The organism is Nocardia sp. NPDC052566 (assembly GCF_044547285.1).
Lineage (GTDB): Bacteria > Actinomycetota > Actinomycetes > Mycobacteriales > Mycobacteriaceae > Nocardia.
Map to the genome: position 1 here is coordinate 1413022 of NZ_JBIUAF010000002.1, position 15995 is coordinate 1429016.

Here is a 15995-nt window from a genome sequence, read left to right on the forward strand (position 1 = left end):
GGCTCCCCTTCTGGACCGTTGCCCGCGAACGTTTTTCGATCTCGCGGGCACATCAGGTCTATCAACAAGGAGTCTTGTTCCGAAGCGGAATCAACATCGCTGAGAAGACTGCTGTCCGAGACGCGCTCTGCCGCGGCGTGTTTCGTGTGACACGCTCAGTGGCGGCAGCAGTCGACCAACGCAGCGCGCCATGGGTTGTGCCAGCGACGGCCCGCGAACGAGCACCGGCCCGATCCTCGAATGGGGACGCAGGCGGTGCCCGGAGCGGGCCACCGCCTGCGCGATCGCCTACTCCGCGGCGATATCCTCCAGCACCGCGATCAGCGTGCGGACCGGAACTCCGGTGCCGCCCTTGCCGATATAGCCGAACGGAGCGCCGGTGTTGTACGCCGGGCCCGCCACATCCAGGTGCGCCCACTGCACACCCTCCGGCACGAACTCCTTGAGGAACAGCCCCGCCGAGAGCATGCCGCCCCAGCGGTGCGGCGCCACATTGGCCAGGTCCGCGATCTTGGAGTTGAGATCGGTGCGCAATTCGGCGGGCATCGGCATGGCCCAGCCGTTTTCGCCGACCTCGCGGGAGATGCGGGCGACCCGGTCGCGGAACTCGTCGGTGCCGAGCACGCCGGGGGTGCGGGTGCCGAGCGCGACCATCTGCGCGCCGGTCAGGGTGGCGACGTCGATCAGATAGTCCGGATCGTCCTCGCCCGCGCGCACCATGGCGTCGGCCAGGATGAGACGGCCCTCGGCATCGGTGTTGATCACCTCCACCGTGGTGCCGCCGTACTGGGTCAGCACGTCACCGGGGCGTTGCGCGTTGGCCGATGGCATGTTCTCCGCCATCGGCACGGTCGCGGTGACCGAGATCGGCAGCCCGAGGCGGGCGGCGAGCAGCACGGTGGCCACCACCGCGGCGGCGCCCGCCATATCCGAGGTCATGTTCTCCATATTCTGCGCGGGCTTGATGGAGATGCCGCCGGTGTCGAAGGTGATGCCCTTGCCGACCAGCGCGACCTTCTTCGGGCCGCCGGAGTAGACGATCCGGACCAGCCGCGGCTGGCGTGCCGAGCCCTTGCCGACGCCGAGCACGCCGCCGTAACCGCCTGCCTCCAGCGCCTTTTCGTCGAGCACCTCAACCTGCAGCCCGGCCGCCTCGGCGAGCAGCTGTGCGCGCGAGGCGAATTCGGCGGGGTAGAGGTGGCTCGGCGGGGTGTTGACGAAATCCCGTGCGGTGGCGACGGCTTCGGCGACCAGCTGGGCCCGGGTCAGCTCGGTTTCCCCGAATTCCGGCTCGGGGACCAGCAATTCGACCCTGGCCAAGGGCTGCTCGTCCGGCTTGGGCGCGGACTTGTCCGACTTGAACGGGGTGAATGCGTAGGCGCCCAGGTAGAAGCCCTCGGCGGCGGCGCCGAGATCGAGGCCGGACAGCGTGGTCGCCGCGGTCTCGGTGCCGGTCAGCGTGCGGGCGGCGACACCGGCGGAGCGGCGGATCTGCTCGGCGTCGACCTTGTCCGGCGCGCCGAGGCCCACCGCGAGCACGCTCGTCACCCCGTCCAGCCCGGCCGGTGCGGGCACCCTGGTCAGCTCTTCGGCCTTGCCCTTGGCGCCGACCGCGCCGAGCTGATCGAGCAGTTCCGCGCGTACCTCGGGGTCGAGCACCTCACCGAACAGGTCGGCGGGCACTATCGCGGGGCCGTTCTCGGACGAGGTGAGTCCGATGACGAGCACGTCGATGTCGGGGCCGAGGGTTACCGTGCGTACCAGGTCCGGTCCGAGCGAGCGATCTGCAACAGCGGTCATGTCAACAGGCTATTCGGTCTGCTTCGCGCGGTATCCGCTGACGCCGTCGAGCAGCAGTTCCAGACCGGTATCGAGCACCGCGTCGAAGTCCATGTCCAGCTCGGCCGGGTCGGTGGTGAAGATCCGGTGCAGCACCGGGCGGGTCGCCGGGTTCAGCAGCTCGGAGATCTCGTCGTGCACGGCGGCGTAGTGGGCGCGCGCCGCGACATCGCCGAGCCCGTCGGCGCGTTCGGAACTCCACAGCAGGGCGAGGCCCTGCACCAGGCCGGACAGCGACAGATACACCGCGAACAGCGTCCTGCTGCTCATCTCGGGACGTTCCAGCGCGGCGAAACTGCGCTCCAGGATGTCGAGCAGCGCGGGGCCGAGCGGTGGGCGGGTGCGCGCGAGGATGTGCAGCATCCACGGATGCCGGTGGTAGAGCTGCCATTCCGCGATCGCCTCGTGTCGAAGGCGCGCCCGCCAGTCGGTGCACTGCGGCGGCGGTGGGGTGATCTCGGCGAGTGCCAGCTCCGCCATGCCCGCCAGCAGCGTCTCCCGGTCCGGGAAGTGCCGGTACAGGCTGGCCGTGGCCACACCGAGTGCACTGGCCAGGCGGCGCATGGTCAGCCCGTCGATGCCGTCGTGATCGGCCAGCTCGACGGCGGTGCGCACGATGCCGACCCGGGTGAGCCGCGCCGGGCGGGCGGTGCGGCGTGGCACGGGCACCGCGTCGCGGCGGGCGCGATAGGCGCGCGCCTGGCAGGACCGCGAGCAGTAGCGGCGGCGACGGCCGAGGGCCGGTTGGTCGAGCCGCTCATCGCAGAATGCGCACGCCATGGATGACCCCCATAGTTTCGACACACGAACGAGTGTGACGAAACTCTAGCTAACTCCCTGTGTGCTGCCTACCTTGGCGAACGCACACACCGTTCACCTCGAAAGGACGAAACATGGAAACGACGTTGACGGTCCGCCGGGCCGGGCTCGCCGATCGGGACGCCGTGATCGAGGCGTTCGCCGCCGCCGCACTCGACGAGGCGGTGTCGGCGTGGGTGCTCGAGGGCTATCCGGCCGCGGAGTTCCAGTCGAACTACACGCCCGCGTTGATCGACAAGGCGCTCGCCGAGGACGAGGTGTGGATCGCCGGCGCGGACGACCAGATCTGGACGGTATCGCTGTGGCAGACCGTCACCTCGCTCGAGCGGTTCCAAGCGGAGGCCGTGGAAACCGGGAAGCAGGCCGCCGCCGCACCCGAACTGCGCGTCCTGCAGCGGGCGGCCTACGTGATGGAACTCCTTGCGCGCGAGCACCCCCGGGAGTTCCCGCACAGCTACTTGCAGGTCATCGTCACGGTGCCCGAGTACCGGGGCAAGGGTTCGGGCGCGGCGATCCTCGCCGAGCGCACCAAGGCCGCCTCCGACGCCGGGCTCCCGGCCTTCCTGGAAGCCAGCACCGAACGCTCCGCCCGCCTGTACACCCGGAACGGATTCGTCCGAACTGGAGTGGAGCACACGCTGCCCGAAGGGGGACCGACCCTGCGGCACATGTGGTTCCGCGGCTGATCGCCATACCCGCCCGACTCCGTTGCCGCTGGTGTGGTTTCGCCGGTAGTCGGGGAAGTGATCGGAGGGCGCCGGGCGATTCACGGCCCGACGTGCTCGGTATTCGGCGATCGACGGATCAGTTCCGCGATGGTCCGATCGGGCAGGCCCGCAACGGATTCCGCGGCCAGCTCGCATCTCAGTCGCTCGACCTGCTCGGTCAGCGCGGCGCCAGGCGGGATCGCGGCACCGATCCGCGGGCCGTGGCGTCGCTGATGCGCCGTGCTCGCGTGTGTGACATGGGGCGGGGGTGGGGTGAGGCAGCGGGCCTGCGGGGCGGTCCGGGCGGATAAGCTCGCCGGGTGACCGACTCGAACCTGCTGCAAGGCCCTATCCACAAGGTGCATGTCGAACTTGGCGCGACGTTCGCGCCGTTCGGCGGCTGGGAAATGCCGGTGTCCTACGCGGGCACCGTCGCCGAACATCAGGCGGTGCGCACCACCGTCGGGCTGTTCGACGTGAGCCATCTCGGCAAGGCCACCGTGCGCGGCGCGGGGGCGGCGGAGTTCGTGAATTCGGCGCTCACCAACGATCTGGGCCGGATCAGGCCGGGCAAGGCGCAGTACACGCTGTGCTGTACGCCGGAGGGCGGCGTGATCGACGATCTCATCGCCTACTACGTCAGCGATGACGAACTGTTCCTCGTGCCCAACGCCGCCAATACCGCCGCGGTGGTCGCGGAACTGAAGAAGGTGGCGCCCGCGGGCATCACGGTGACCGACGAGCACCGCGAATACGGGGTGTTCGCGGTGCAGGGGCCGCGTTCCACCGAGGTGCTCGCCGCGCTCGGGCTGCCCACCGACATGGAGTACATGGCCTACGCCGACGCCGAATGGGACGGGCGCCCGATCCGGGTGTGCCGCACCGGATACACCGGCGAACACGGCTACGAACTGCTGCCGCGCTGGGCCGACGCCGAGCCGCTGTTCCGCGCGCTCGTCGCCGAGGTGGAGAAGGCCGGCGGGCAGGCGGCAGGCCTCGGCGCCCGCGACACGCTGCGCACCGAAATGGGCTACCCGCTGCACGGACACGAACTCTCCCTGGAGATTTCGCCGGTGCAGGCCCGCGCGGGCTGGGCGGTCGGCTGGAAGAAGCCGGAGTTCTGGGGCAAAGCCGCACTGGAACAGGAGAAGTCGGACGGACCGCGCAGGCTGCTGCTCGGGCTCAAGGCGCTCGATCGCGGCGTGCTGCGGCAGGGGCAGACGGTGCTGCGCGACGGTGCGCCGGTGGGCGAGACCACCTCGGGCACCTTCTCGCCGTCGCTGAAGATCGGTATCGCGCTCGCGCTCATCGACACCGACGCCGACATCGAGCCGGGCACCGAGGTGGAGGTCGACGTTCGTGGGCGCAGCCTCCGCTGCGAAGTGATCCGCCCGCCGTTCGTGCAGCCGCACACCTCCTGACCTCTGGTCCGCTGCTCTTCGCGGGTTCGCGAGTCCGATGGTTTCGCGAACCCGCGTGTGGGTTGTCTGGGTTGCTTCCGATGGGTTCGTGGCTTCGTGGCTTCGTGGGGATGTCGGATTCGTGTCGGGTGGTTTGTGAACTCGCGTGTGGGTTGTCCGGGTTGCTTCCGATGGGTTCGTGGCTTCGCGGGGATGTCGGATTCGCGTCGGGTGGTTTGTGAACTCGCGCGTGGGTTGTCTGGGTTGCTTCCGATGGGTTCGTGGCTTCGTGTGGATGTCGGATTCGTGTCGGGTGGTTCGCGAACTCGCGCGTGGGTCGTAAGGTTTGCGCCCGATCACGTCAGGACTTGCGTGCGAACAGCGGGCGAAGTCGGCGGTCGGCCGGTGCGCGTCTGGCGATTTCGGTGTGTCGTTCGGCGCGTCGTGTCGCCGGCGCGAATTTTTTCGGGGGAGCCGAGGGCGGGTTCGGCGGGCGGGGGCACGGCTTTTTGCGCAGCCGCCCTATGAGCGGCCGGGGGTTAGCTGTGCAACGTGCTCAGCAGGTGCGCGCGTGTGCGTTTCGCTCGGGATAACCGGCTCGGACCTGGGAAGCGGATCGGGCGCGCCGACGATAATCGGCACGGATAGGATCACAGTCATGACCGTTGCCGCACAGTTCTCCCGCATTCCGCATCCCGCGCCCACCCCGGCGCAGCGGGTACAAGAGATCCTCGCGGCCCCCGGATTCGGGCGCTACTTCACCGACCACATGGTCTCGATCGACTACACCGAGGGTGAAGGCTGGGGCAACGCCACCGTCCAGCCCTACGGGCCGTTGGCGATGGACCCGGCGACCATGGTCTTCCACTACGGCCAAGCCATCTTCGAAGGCCTGAAGGCCTACCGGCAGAGCGACGGCAGCATCTCCTGCTTCCGCATCGACGCGAACGCGGCCAGGTTCCGCCGCTCCGCGCGGCGGATGGCGATGGCCGAACTGCCGGAGGACCTGTTCATCGAATCGGTGCAGCAGCTGCTCGCCGTCGACGCCGACTGGGTGCCCGCCGCGGGCGGCGAGGAATCGCTGTACCTGCGCCCGTTCATGTTCGCCACCGAGGCCGGGCTCGGCGTGAAGCCCGCCGCGGCCTACAAGTACCTGCTGCTCGGCTCGCCCGCCGGCGCCTACTTCCCGCGCGGTGTGAAGCCGGTGCGGGTGTGGCTGTCCACCGAATACGTGCGCGCCGCGCCCGGCGGCACCGGTGAGGCCAAGGTCGCAGGCAACTATGCCGCCTCGCTGCTCGCGCAGGCGCAGGCCTCGGAAAAGGGCTGCGATCAGGTGGTGTGGCTCGATGCGTGCGAGCGCCGCTACGTCGAGGAGATGGGCACCAACAACCTGTTCTTCGTCTTCGGCTCCGGTTCGGAGGCGCGGCTGGTGACGCCCGAACTGTCCGGTTCGCTGCTGCCTGGCATCACCCGCGATTCGCTGCTCACCCTCGCCGCCGACTCCGGCTTCGTGGTGGAGGAGCGCAAGGTGTCGGTCGAGGAATGGCGCAAGGGCGCCGAATCCGGTGAGATCACCGAGGTTTTCGCGTGCGGCACCGCGGCGGTCATCACGCCGGTCGGCTGGGTGCGTTCGGCCGAGGGCGAGTTCGCGATCGGCGGCGGTGAGCCGGGCGAGGTCACCATGGCGCTGCGCGACACGCTCACCGGTATCCAGCGCGGCACCTTCGCCGATATCCACGGATGGATGCGCGGCATCTGATCGTCGCGGCGGACCATGGCCGAGCGGCCATGGTCCGTTCGCTGGTCAGCTGGGCATGAACATGTGCCATTCGTCCAGGGTCTTGGGGCGCATCACGTAGTTGCTGTCGCGGATGTGCGACAGCGTGGCGCTCGGCTCCTCCGAATACCAGTGGCCGGGGTAGACGACCGGGTCACCCGGCAGATCGGCGAGGTAGCGCAGGCTGCGGAACATCTCGTCGGAATCGCCGCCGGGGAAGTCGGTGCGGCCGCACCCGTCGACGAACAGGGTGTCGCCCGCGATCAGCCGATTGTCGAACAGGAAGCACTGGCTGCCCGGCGTATGCCCCGGTGTGTGCAGCAGTTCGATCTCGAACGCGCCCACCGAAACCTTGTCACCGTGTTCGTGCCCGGTGAGCTCACTCGGCGCGATCCCCGTGACGTTCGCGACCCAGTCCAGCTCCTGCGCGTTCACATGCACAGGCACACTGACCTTTTCGAGCAACTCCCGCACCCCGCCGAGGGTGAAGCCGAGCATCGTCCCACCCACGTGGTCGGGATGATGATGCGTGGCGAGCACCCCGCTCAGCCGCAACCCATCCGCCTCGGCCACATCCACCAGATCACCGGCCGCGTACGCCGGATCCACCACCACACACTCCCCGGTCTCCCGGTCACCGATCAAATACGCGAAATTCCGCATCTGCGTAGCGATCGGATCCCCGACGGCATAGTCGCGACCCGACAGCAGCTGGCGAAAGTACAGGCGCTCAGAAGACATACGCACACCCTATTGCGCGGCGCGCAGTGCGCATGTCAGCCGGGTGGCGGGTCTGCGCGGACACAATTCGCCCCGGTGAGGCAGAAATTGCCAGGAGGGGGCCAAGAGTGTCGGCGCAGGCCCGGTCCCGCGGCAAGGCCCACTGTCCCCCGGCCGAGCTGACACCGCCCGCGACCGCCGAAACGCCGGACGGTGTGGCGCTCCAATATCGCTGCGACGCAGGTGGCGTGAGCGTGACAATCGGCCGCGCCGAGCTCGGGAACCGCGCACATCAGCAGTCGGCGAGTGTGCGCCGCACGAGAAGGCGACTCGCTGAGCGCCGAAGGAGAACCCGGCGGCGGTGTGGCGGCAGACCGCCAGCGCGGCGCCGAGTACTTCGCCGCAGGCAGTCAGCGTGTGCGCACGAGTGTCCGGCCGGGTCCCGTTCTCGAGATCGAAACCCGCGAGCGCAGTCGAATGGCCGTGCGACGCGCCGTGACTGGCGGCCATTCGACCGCGCTCGACGGCTTGGCGTGTACGGGGCTTGACGGTAGTGGCGAGTCGCTAAGCGCCGAGGGAGAGCCCGGCGGCGGTGATGGTGACGGCGGTTTCCAGTGTGGCGCCGAGCACGTCGCCGGACAGGCCGCCGAAGCGGCGTGCGGTGTGGCGGACGAGGATTGCGGCAGTGCCCATGGCGACGACGATGACGATCGGTCCGAGCCAGGCGCGTCCGGGAACCGCGAAGATCGCGCAGACGAGGGCAGCGAGCGCCCACAGCGCTCCGGTGAGCATCGATTGCGAATCGGCGACGAGCGCACCGAAACCGGTGTCCGGTGCGGCGGGCAGTCCGCGGCGGCAGGCGAGCACCACCACGACGCGGCCGACCGCCACGGCGAGGCCGACCGCGAGCCACCGCCCGGTTTCGGCCAGTGCCGCGAACGAAACCGCTTGAATACCAACGGCGAACACGATCGCGGCAACCCCGAACGGTCCGGCGTCGCCGCTCTTCATGATCTGCCTCGCCCGCTCGGGCGGGCCGTACGAGCCGAGCCCGTCCATGGTGTCGGCGAGCCCGTCGATATGCATCCCGCGCGTGATCAGCGCCAGCCCGGCCACCACAACGAACCCGGCCAACAGCCCGCTCGCCCCAGCATGAGTCAGCACCCACAGCAGCCCGGCCGCCCCCGCGCCCAACAGCCCGCCGACCACCGGCGCCACCGCGATAGCCCGCCCCGCCGCGGCCCGATCCACACTCTCCGGCCCACGCACCGGCAACACCGTCAACCACGACACCGCCAACCGCAGCCCGGTCACATCGCCGCCCCGCGACCGCGCCGCCCTGCCGAACCGGCGCCGCCCCGCCGGACCAGAGCTAGCGCCTCGGTTCGCGGATGCGTCACCGCGACAGCGTCGCACCGCCGAGCCGGAGTTGACGGGCCGGGTCGCGGCTGACCTGCCGCTGCCGTGTCGTCGACCTGAATCCGAGCTGTAAGCCCATTCGGCCCCATCGGCGCTGCGTTGCCGCGTCGAATCAGATCCTGTTGCCCGGTTCGTGGTTGTGCCGTCGTCACCGGGCTGGCCTGCCGGAGCGGCGTCGGCCGCGGATTCAGGACTTGGTCGCTGCCGCAGCGCCGCCCCGCCGGACCAGCGTTGGTGGCTCGGTCAGCGGCCGCCCGCACCGCGTCGCGCCGGGTCGGGGTTGTCAGTGGGGTTCGTGGCGTTACTGCCGCCGCCGCGCCTTCGACATGAGCCAGAGCGGGTGCCCTGGTTCGCAGCCGTGCCGACGTTGCCGCGCCGTCGGACCAGAGCTGGTGCCCGGTCAGTTGTTCCACCGTCACTGTGTCGGCCTGCTCGACAGGGGGCGCGACTCGGCAACGTCCCAGCGCCGGCCTGCTCGGCGAGAGTTGGTGGCTCGGTTCGTGATTGTGCCGTCGTTGCGGCACCGCAGGGCCTGGCCGGGGCGTGGCCCGGGCGGTGGGTTGCGGTGCGGCAGCGTCATTTCCGTAGGTCGAGGGGAGCGTCGGCGGGGGTAGGGGCTTCGTCGGCGGTGCTCACGCCTGCCTCGGCGAAGGTGGACATGTTGGTGAGGGTGGCTACGGCGGAGCGGAGTATCGGGAGGGCGGTGAGGGCGCCGGAGCCTTCGCCCAGGCGCATGTCCAGCTCGAGAAGCGGGTCAAGGCCGAGGTGGGTGAGGGCGAGGCTGTGGGCGGGCTCGGTGGAGCGGTGGCCCGCCAGCCACCAGGCTTTCGCGCCCTCGGCCAGGTCCTCGGCGACCATGGCGGCGGCGGTGACGACGACGCCGTCCAGGATCACCGGGGTGCGGCGGGTGGCGGCTTGGGCGAGAAAGCCTGCCATGGCGGCGAAGTCGGCGCCCGCGGCGACGCGCAGGAGTTCGACCGGATCCTTGACGACGGGGCGGGCGCGGCGCATGGCGTTGCGGATCGCGGCGACCTTGCGGGCCCAGCCGGCATCGTCGACGCCGGTGCCGCGGCCGACGGCGGCGACCGGTTCGGTGTCGGTCAGCGTGGCGATCAGCACGGTGGCCGGTGTCGTATTGCCGATGCCCATGTCGCCGGCGATGAGCAGGTCGGCGCCCGCGTCGATCTCCTCGTCGGCGATGGCGCGGCCCGCGGCGAGCGCAGCCTCGACCTCGTCGGCGCTGAGCGCGTCCTCGCGGTCGATGGAACCGCTGGAGCGGCGCACCTTGTGCGCGCTGACGTGCGCGTCGGTGTCCGCGTCGACGGAGATGTCGGCGACCCGCACCGTGGCGCCCGCGATGGCGGCGAGGGTGTTCACGGCCGCACCGCCGCCGAGGAAGTTGGCGACCATCTGCGCGGTGACCTCGCTCGGATACGCCGAAACCCCGTGCCGCGCAACACCGTGGTCTCCGGCGAACACCACGACCCGCGCCCGCTCGAACTGCTTCGGCGGGCACACACCCTGGCAGGCCGCGACCCAGTTGCCGAGCCGCTCGAGCCGCCCCAGCGCGCCGATGGGCTTCGTCAGCTGCTCCTGCCGCCGCTCGGCCGCCACCCGCACCTGGGTATCCGGCCCCGCGACCGGTCCGAATCCGCTACTCACTATCAAGCCTTCCCGGTCGGATCACGCCATCCATCCTGCTGCACCACAAGTGACTACCGCCCCATTCTCACCCGCCCCACCCAACCCCCTCTCCCCGGGTCTCACCACCCCCTACCCAGCCGCAATAACACGCGCACAGGCCACAATTCGCGCCCGGACACCCCACTCACGCTCATGGCTCGACCCAGTGGTCATGCGCTCAGCGGCTACACCTCTGCGGAGCGGACACTTTTCGCCTGGACAACCCTGATTCGGCCGCATGGCCGCGAATAGTGTCCGCTCAGCAGCGTTGCCCGTTCCACGGGTGGCCACCCGAGGCATCGGGCGGCGCTGTCCGAGGCGCCGAGATGGTCCGCGCGTCGTGAGGCGGTGTAAGCATGGCCGCCGAAAGTGTCCGTTCAGCAGCGTTGCTCGCTCTATCGGTGGCCACTCCGGCACTCGGGCCGCACCCTCGAGTCGGAGGGCGAGGCAGGGACGAAGGGGTGGGTGGGGTGGCGTGAATGACAGGCACTGGTGGACCTTGCGCGTCAGCCAGACCTGTGCTGAGCGGACACTTTTCGCCTGGACAACCCTGATTCGGCCGCACGACCGTGAAAAGTGTCCGTTCAGCAGTGCTGCTCGCTCTATCGGTGGCCATTCGAGTACTTGGGTCGCGCGCTCGAGTCGGCCAGACCTCGGTAGGGGGCGCTTTTCGCTTCGATGGCGGACAGTGTTCGTCGAGGTGAGGTGGGTGGTTATTTGAGGCGGAGGGGGAGGCCGGCGACGAGGAGGTAGGCGGTGTCGCAGGCTTGGGCCAGGCGTTGGTTGAGTGCACCGATTTCGTCGCGGAAGAGGCGGCCGGAGCGGGTGGCCGGGATGATGCCCATGCCGACCTCGGGGGTGACGATCACCAGGGGGTGGCGGTAGGCGGTTACGGCGGCGACCAGGGCGTCGGCGTCGGGGGTGATGGTGCCGCGGGGGAGGTCCCAGGCGTCGCGGTCGTCGATGCGGGCGGTGAGCCAGGTGCCGATGTCGTCGATCAGGGTGATGGGGGCCGGTTCGGTGAGAACCTTTGCGGGGTCGGCGCTTTCGACAACGGTCCAGTCGGCGGGGCGGCGGGCGCGATGTCCGGCGATACGCTCGGCGAAGTCGGTGTCGGCGGGATCGAGCACGGCCGTCGCCAGGTAGCGCACCGGCCCACCCGATTCGATCGCCAGCTTCTCGGCGAAGGCCGACTTACCCGAGCGGGCGCCCCCGAGCACCAGCGTCCGTCGCGATCCCGCACTGTCCGACACGTCCTGCACGCTACCAACAGCCCACCGGTCCGATCACAATCCCGACAGGTCGACCACCCGCTCCACCGGCAGCTCGAAACGCGCAGCCGAAATCCTGGCTGGGAGGGTAAGCAAACCGACCCAATCGACGCGATTGATAGTCGCGATCTTCCGCTGAGTCGACCGCGGGGCTTCGGGCGCTGGAGGGGGTGTGGTCGCCTGAGCGCGTTTGGCGATCGTGGTCTTACGGTGAGGCCGATGCCGGGCTTCGGATGCTGGAGCGGGATGGCCACCCGAGCGCATTTGGCCTTTCGGGGGCTTTCGCGCCGGGTGCTAGGTGAGTGCCGTTGAGTCCGCGGGGGTTTCGGCGCCGAAGCGGCGGCGGTATTCGGTGGGGGCGATGCCTACCAGGCGCTGGAAGTGGTGGCGGAGGAGGGCGCCGGAGCCGAAGCCGGAGCGGTTCGCGATTTGCTCGAGGCCTAGGTCGGTGGCTTCGAGTAGGTGTTTGGCGAGCAGGACGCGCTGGTTGGTGAGCCATTTGACCGGGGTGGTGCCGGTTTCGGCGGCGAAGCGGCGGGCGAAAGTACGGGTGGACATGGTGGAGCGGGCGGCCAAATCCTCGATGGTGTGCGGGAGTTCGAGGTTCTCGGTCATCCAGGCCAGCGTGGAGACGAGGCTGTCGGAGGTGCACGCGGCGACGGGGCGCTCGATGAACTGACGCTGTCCACCGTCGCGCTGGGGCGGTACCACCATGCGGCGGGCGATCGCGTTGGCGACGGTGCTGCCGAGTTCGCGCCGGACCAGGTGCAGGCAGGCGTCGATGCCCGCGGCGGTGCCCGCGCTGGTGATCAGGTTGCCCTCGTCGACGAACAGGACGTCTGGATCGATGGTGGCCTCCGGATACATCTCGGCGAGTTCCTCGACGTACTGCCAGTGCGTGGTGCACTTGCGCCCATCGAGCAGTCCGGCCTTGCCGACGAGGAATGCGCCGGAGCAGACGGTGAGGATGATCGCGCCCGCGTCGGCGGCCGCGCGCACGGCGTCGACGATGCGCTGATCGACGACCATCTTGCCGCCGCCGGAGAACGCGGGCACACAGACCAGGTCGACGCCTTCGAGCCCGTCGAGGCCGAATTCCGGCGTGAGCGTGATGCCGGGGCTGCTGGCACGCAGCGGCACTCCCGGCTCGAGCCCGCAGACCCTGAAGTCGAATTTGGGCAGGCCGGAGGCGGACCGGTCGAGCCCGAAAACCTCACAGAGCACGCCGAATTCGAACATGGCGACGCGCTCGGTGAGCACGACGGCGACCTTCGACAACATGCACCAAGTGTAACTGGCGGGATATTTGCGAAGTGTGTCAGTTCAGCCACTTTCGGCGGCAATTCGGCGAGCGCAAAATTACTGCCATGATCACTTTCGTCCTCTTCCTCGCCCTCGTCGTCGGCCTCGGTGTCCTGCTCGCCTCCGGTGCCGGACGGCCCGAAACCTTCGATGGCGCGGAGCGCGACGCGCAGCGCCTGCACGACGAGATCACCACGATGCTCGGTCGCGCGACCCAGCACTGAGATGCGACAAGCAAAGGAGAACAACCATGACCACTGCACTTGTCTTCCTGGCCACCGTGGCGGTCGTCGTGCTGGCGATGTACCTGCGGCCCGCGCGGTACGGATCGACGAACATCGAGGATCGCGACGCCCAGCGCCAGCACGCCGAGATCGGCGCGATGCTCGACCGCACCGCGATCGGTCACGACACGGGCACTGTCCGCGGCCGGGCTCCCCTCTGGTCGATGGCATTCGCCACCGTCCACCGTCCGCGCCGCTCCTGGTAGCGGCGCACCACCCAACCGCCCCGGCACTCGCGATGAGTCCGGGGCGGTTTGCTGTTCAGCAGAGAACTGCCCCGGCGCTCACGGGGGTTCCGGGACGGTTCGTTGTTCAGCGGAAACCGGCCCGGCGCTTGCGGGGAGTTCTGGAGTGCTTTGTTGTTCAGCAGAGAACCGCCCCGAGCTCCGGAGAGCTCGGGGCGGTCTGGTGTCCGGCAGCCTAGACGGCGGTGCCCGGGGTGACGCGCGGCTTGGGTGCGCGCATCTTGCGGATCTGTGACGCGCGGACGAACGCGTACCAGCCGAGCTTCATCCCGCCGTCGGAGGTGTCGGGGAAGCGCTCACGGACGCGGTTGTTGACGATGCGGCCGAGCATGACGCCCTCGATGCCCATGAACAGCATCATGACGAGCATGGCGAGCGTCACAATCGTCTGCAGCGCGGGCGCGACGAACATGGACATGATCAGCACCAACGCCATCGGCATGAACAGGCCGACCAGGTTGCGCCGCGCGTCGACGAGATCGCGCACGAACGCTCTGACCGGGCCCTGATCGCGCGGCAGCAGGTACTTGTCCTCGCCGGCGAGCATGCGCGCCCGCCGATCCTGGGCGGCGGCGCGCCGCTCGGCCGACGCCGACTTGCGCTCCTCGCGGGTGCCGCGGGTGGCCTTGCGCCTGGCCCGTGCCTCCTTCGCGGTGAGCGGGGCCGGTGCGACGGGGCCGCGCCGTTTGCCTTCGGCGTCACGGCGTTTCGGCGTCGGGCGGCCCTTGCCGAGAGTGACGGTGGAGGTGGTCTGACTGGAGCCTGCGGCCGAGCCGCCGTCCGCGACCGCCGTCGAATCGGCGGTCGCGTCGGTGGTGCTGGACTCGCCGCGACGGAACAATTTCACGCGACCAGGCTATTCGATGCGGTGGCCAGCGGGAAATGCGGTCGTCGCGCGGGGTGCCCGCAGTGCTCCCAGGTTGCGTCCGCCGTCTGCTCGCGGTAGTGGCAAGATGGGGAATAGCAGCCCGCAGAGTGGTGTTGATCGACACGACCCGTGCGCTGTCCCACGGGTTGACCACAGGTGTCCTTTAGGAGAGTCCATGACTGTGCAGAACGAGACCGCCACCGCTCACGGTGTGACGCTGACCGACGCTGCCGCCAGCAAGGCGAAGGCGCTGCTGGACCAGGAAGGTCGCGACGACCTGGCGCTGCGGATCGCCGTGCAGCCGGGTGGTTGTGCCGGCCTGCGTTACCAGCTCTTCTTCGACGACCGCTCGCTCGACGGTGACCTCATCGTCGACTTCGACGGCGTCTCGCTGGCCGTCGACCGGATGAGTGCCCCGTACGTGCAGGGTGCCTCCATCGACTTCGTCGACACGATCGAGAAGCAGGGCTTCACCATCGACAACCCGAACGCCACCGGCTCCTGCGCCTGCGGCGACTCGTTCAACTGAGTAACCCGGCACCGGTGTCGCGCAGGTGAACGCACCGCGGCACCGCCGTTGATGTTCGGTTTCAGAGCAAGTTGATACGGTGAGACCGGGACCGATGGTCCCGGTCTTTTCGTCTGCCGCCTACGTTGAAGGGCTCAGCTCCGTGTCCATCGCTGTCTCCGCGTCCATCGCCACCGACCACCTCATGCGCTTTCCCGGACGGTTCGCCGACGCACTGCTTGCCGACCAGCTCGATCACGTCTCCCTGAGCTTCCTCGTCGATGATCTGCAGATCCGGCGCGGTGGCGTCGCGGGCAACATCGCTTATGCCATGGGCCTTTTGAACCGCGCGCCGCTGCTGGTCGGCGCGGTCGGGGCCGATTTCGCCGAGTACCGCCAGTGGCTGGAACAGCACGGCGTCGACTGCACCGGCGTGCTGATCTCGGAGCGGGCGCACACCGCGCGCTTCGTCTGCACCACCGACGACGACATGGCGCAGATCGCCTCGTTCTACCCGGGCGCGATGAGCGAGGCCCGCGACATCTCCATCGTCGAGCTCGCGAAATCCCATGCGCTGGAGCTGATTCTGGTCGGCGCCAACGATCCGGAGGCGATGCTGCGGCATACCGCGCAGTCGCGCGAGGCGGGCATCCCGTTCGCCGCCGATCCGTCGCAGCAGCTCGCCCGCCTCGACGGTGCGCAGGCCACCCAGCTGATCGACGGCGCCGCTTACCTTTTCACCAACAAGTACGAGTGGGCCCTGCTGCAGCAGAAGACCGGCCTGAGCGAGGACGAGATCGCGGCGCGGGTCGGCATCAGGGTCACCACCCTCGGCAAGGACGGCGTCGAGATCGTCGACCGCGACGGCACCAAGGTGCACGTCGGCGTGGTGCCGGAGACCGAGCGGGTCGAGCCGACCGGTGTCGGCGACGCGTTCCGCGCCGGGTTCCTCACCGGCCACACCGCGGGCCTGAGCCTGGAGCGTTCCGCCCAGCTCGGTTCGCTGATCGCGGTGCTCGTGCTGGAGACGATGGGTACCCAGGAGTGGACCCTGAACAAGGAGACCGCGCTGGAGCGCCTGACCGCCGCCTACGGCGCGGATGCCGCCGCGGAGATCAAGCCGCTGCTCTGAGCGGGGACGTAGACGAATGGC

15 protein-coding genes are annotated in these 15995 nt (G+C 69.3%); 7 read left to right on the forward strand and 8 right to left on the reverse strand.

Annotation, left to right across the window (positions count from 1 at the left end; all coding sequences use genetic code 11):
- Positions 1 to 288 precede the first annotated feature (288 nt).
- Positions 289 to 1800 carry a leucyl aminopeptidase gene (locus ACIG5A_RS13520; protein WP_397240456.1) on the reverse strand — a complete coding sequence of 504 codons (1512 nt, stop codon included), beginning with the start codon at positions 1798 to 1800 and terminating at the stop codon, positions 289 to 291.
- Positions 1801 to 1809: 9 nt separating this feature from the next.
- The gene (locus ACIG5A_RS13525) at positions 1810 to 2619 is read right to left on the reverse strand and encodes a TetR/AcrR family transcriptional regulator (protein ID WP_397240457.1); all 810 of its coding nucleotides are present in this window, start codon (positions 2617 to 2619) and stop codon (positions 1810 to 1812) included.
- Positions 2620 to 2732: 113 nt separating this feature from the next.
- Here ACIG5A_RS13525 and ACIG5A_RS13530 point away from each other — a divergent pair, with 113 nt between their 5' ends.
- From ACIG5A_RS13530 to ACIG5A_RS13540, 3 genes are all read left to right on the forward strand, one after another.
- The gene (locus tag ACIG5A_RS13530) at positions 2733 to 3344 is read left to right on the forward strand and encodes a GNAT family N-acetyltransferase (protein WP_397240458.1); all 612 of its coding nucleotides are present in this window, start codon (positions 2733 to 2735) and stop codon (positions 3342 to 3344) included.
- A 341-nt stretch (positions 3345 to 3685) separates the two neighbouring features.
- Entirely contained in the window at positions 3686 to 4786 is a 1101-nt protein-coding gene (gene gcvT, locus ACIG5A_RS13535; protein ID WP_397240459.1) for a glycine cleavage system aminomethyltransferase GcvT, read from the forward strand.
- Between the two features lie 637 nt (positions 4787 to 5423).
- Entirely contained in the window at positions 5424 to 6524 is a 1101-nt protein-coding gene (locus ACIG5A_RS13540) for a branched-chain amino acid aminotransferase (protein ID WP_397240460.1), read from the forward strand.
- Positions 6525 to 6569: 45 nt separating this feature from the next.
- Here ACIG5A_RS13540 and ACIG5A_RS13545 read toward each other — a convergent pair whose 3' ends face one another.
- The 5 genes from ACIG5A_RS13545 to ACIG5A_RS13565 all read right to left on the reverse strand — a co-directional run bounded on the left by ACIG5A_RS13545 (position 6570) and on the right by ACIG5A_RS13565 (position 12916).
- A complete protein-coding gene (locus tag ACIG5A_RS13545) occupies positions 6570 to 7283 on the reverse strand; it encodes an MBL fold metallo-hydrolase (protein WP_397240461.1) in 714 nt (237 codons plus the stop codon).
- 543 nt (positions 7284 to 7826) lie between these two features.
- Positions 7827 to 8576, reverse strand: coding sequence for an adenosylcobinamide-GDP ribazoletransferase (locus ACIG5A_RS13550; protein WP_397240462.1), 750 nt, complete (start codon positions 8574 to 8576; stop codon positions 7827 to 7829).
- Positions 8577 to 9257: 681 nt separating this feature from the next.
- A complete protein-coding gene (gene cobT / locus ACIG5A_RS13555) occupies positions 9258 to 10343 on the reverse strand; it encodes a nicotinate-nucleotide--dimethylbenzimidazole phosphoribosyltransferase (RefSeq protein WP_397240463.1) in 1086 nt (361 codons plus the stop codon).
- A 734-nt stretch (positions 10344 to 11077) separates the two neighbouring features.
- Complete coding sequence (cobU, locus tag ACIG5A_RS13560; RefSeq protein WP_397240464.1) at positions 11078 to 11617, reverse strand: bifunctional adenosylcobinamide kinase/adenosylcobinamide-phosphate guanylyltransferase; 540 nt, start codon at positions 11615 to 11617, stop codon at positions 11078 to 11080.
- A 312-nt stretch (positions 11618 to 11929) separates the two neighbouring features.
- Positions 11930 to 12916, reverse strand: a complete 987-nt coding sequence (locus tag ACIG5A_RS13565) for a helix-turn-helix domain-containing protein (RefSeq protein WP_397240465.1) — start codon at positions 12914 to 12916, stop codon at positions 11930 to 11932.
- Between the two features lie 86 nt (positions 12917 to 13002).
- Here ACIG5A_RS13565 and ACIG5A_RS13570 point away from each other — a divergent pair, with 86 nt between their 5' ends.
- Both ACIG5A_RS13570 and ACIG5A_RS13575 read left to right on the forward strand, forming a co-directional pair.
- Positions 13003 to 13161: a hypothetical protein gene (locus tag ACIG5A_RS13570; protein WP_397240466.1), complete on the forward strand. Its 159-nt coding sequence runs from the start codon at positions 13003 to 13005 to the stop codon at positions 13159 to 13161.
- Between the two features lie 26 nt (positions 13162 to 13187).
- Positions 13188 to 13427, forward strand: coding sequence for a hypothetical protein (locus ACIG5A_RS13575; RefSeq protein WP_397240467.1), 240 nt, complete (start codon positions 13188 to 13190; stop codon positions 13425 to 13427).
- Between the two features lie 214 nt (positions 13428 to 13641).
- Here the strand turns inward: ACIG5A_RS13575 and ACIG5A_RS13580 are convergent, their stop codons facing one another.
- The gene (locus tag ACIG5A_RS13580) at positions 13642 to 14313 is read right to left on the reverse strand and encodes a DUF3043 domain-containing protein (RefSeq protein WP_397240468.1); all 672 of its coding nucleotides are present in this window, start codon (positions 14311 to 14313) and stop codon (positions 13642 to 13644) included.
- 196 nt (positions 14314 to 14509) lie between these two features.
- Here ACIG5A_RS13580 and ACIG5A_RS13585 point away from each other — a divergent pair, with 196 nt between their 5' ends.
- Positions 14510 to 14863, forward strand: a complete 354-nt coding sequence (locus ACIG5A_RS13585) for a HesB/IscA family protein (RefSeq protein ID WP_397240469.1) — start codon at positions 14510 to 14512, stop codon at positions 14861 to 14863.
- 142 nt (positions 14864 to 15005) lie between these two features.
- Complete coding sequence (locus tag ACIG5A_RS13590; RefSeq protein ID WP_397240470.1) at positions 15006 to 15974, forward strand: carbohydrate kinase family protein; 969 nt, start codon at positions 15006 to 15008, stop codon at positions 15972 to 15974.
- Positions 15975 to 15995 lie beyond the last annotated feature (21 nt).

Bases quoted from the DNA above. Each gene is read 5' to 3' on its own strand.
- ACIG5A_RS13545 (WP_397240461.1), bottom strand. From the start codon at position 7,283: ATGTCTTCTGAGCGCCTGTACTTTCGCCAGCTGCTGTCGGGTCGCGAC.
- ACIG5A_RS13525 (WP_397240457.1), bottom strand. From the start codon at position 2,619: ATGGCGTGCGCATTCTGCGATGAGCGGCTCGACCAACCGGCCCTCGGC.
- ACIG5A_RS13520 (WP_397240456.1), bottom strand. From the start codon at position 1,800: ATGACCGCTGTTGCAGATCGCTCGCTCGGACCGGACCTGGTACGCACG.
- ACIG5A_RS13585 (WP_397240469.1), top strand. From the start codon at position 14,510: ATGACTGTGCAGAACGAGACCGCCACCGCTCACGGTGTGACGCTGACC.
- ACIG5A_RS13565 (WP_397240465.1), bottom strand. From the start codon at position 12,916: ATGTTGTCGAAGGTCGCCGTCGTGCTCACCGAGCGCGTCGCCATGTTC.
- ACIG5A_RS13540 (WP_397240460.1), top strand. From the start codon at position 5,424: ATGACCGTTGCCGCACAGTTCTCCCGCATTCCGCATCCCGCGCCCACC.
- ACIG5A_RS13570 (WP_397240466.1), top strand. From the start codon at position 13,003: ATGATCACTTTCGTCCTCTTCCTCGCCCTCGTCGTCGGCCTCGGTGTC.
- ACIG5A_RS13530 (WP_397240458.1), top strand. From the start codon at position 2,733: ATGGAAACGACGTTGACGGTCCGCCGGGCCGGGCTCGCCGATCGGGAC.
- ACIG5A_RS13575 (WP_397240467.1), top strand. From the start codon at position 13,188: ATGACCACTGCACTTGTCTTCCTGGCCACCGTGGCGGTCGTCGTGCTG.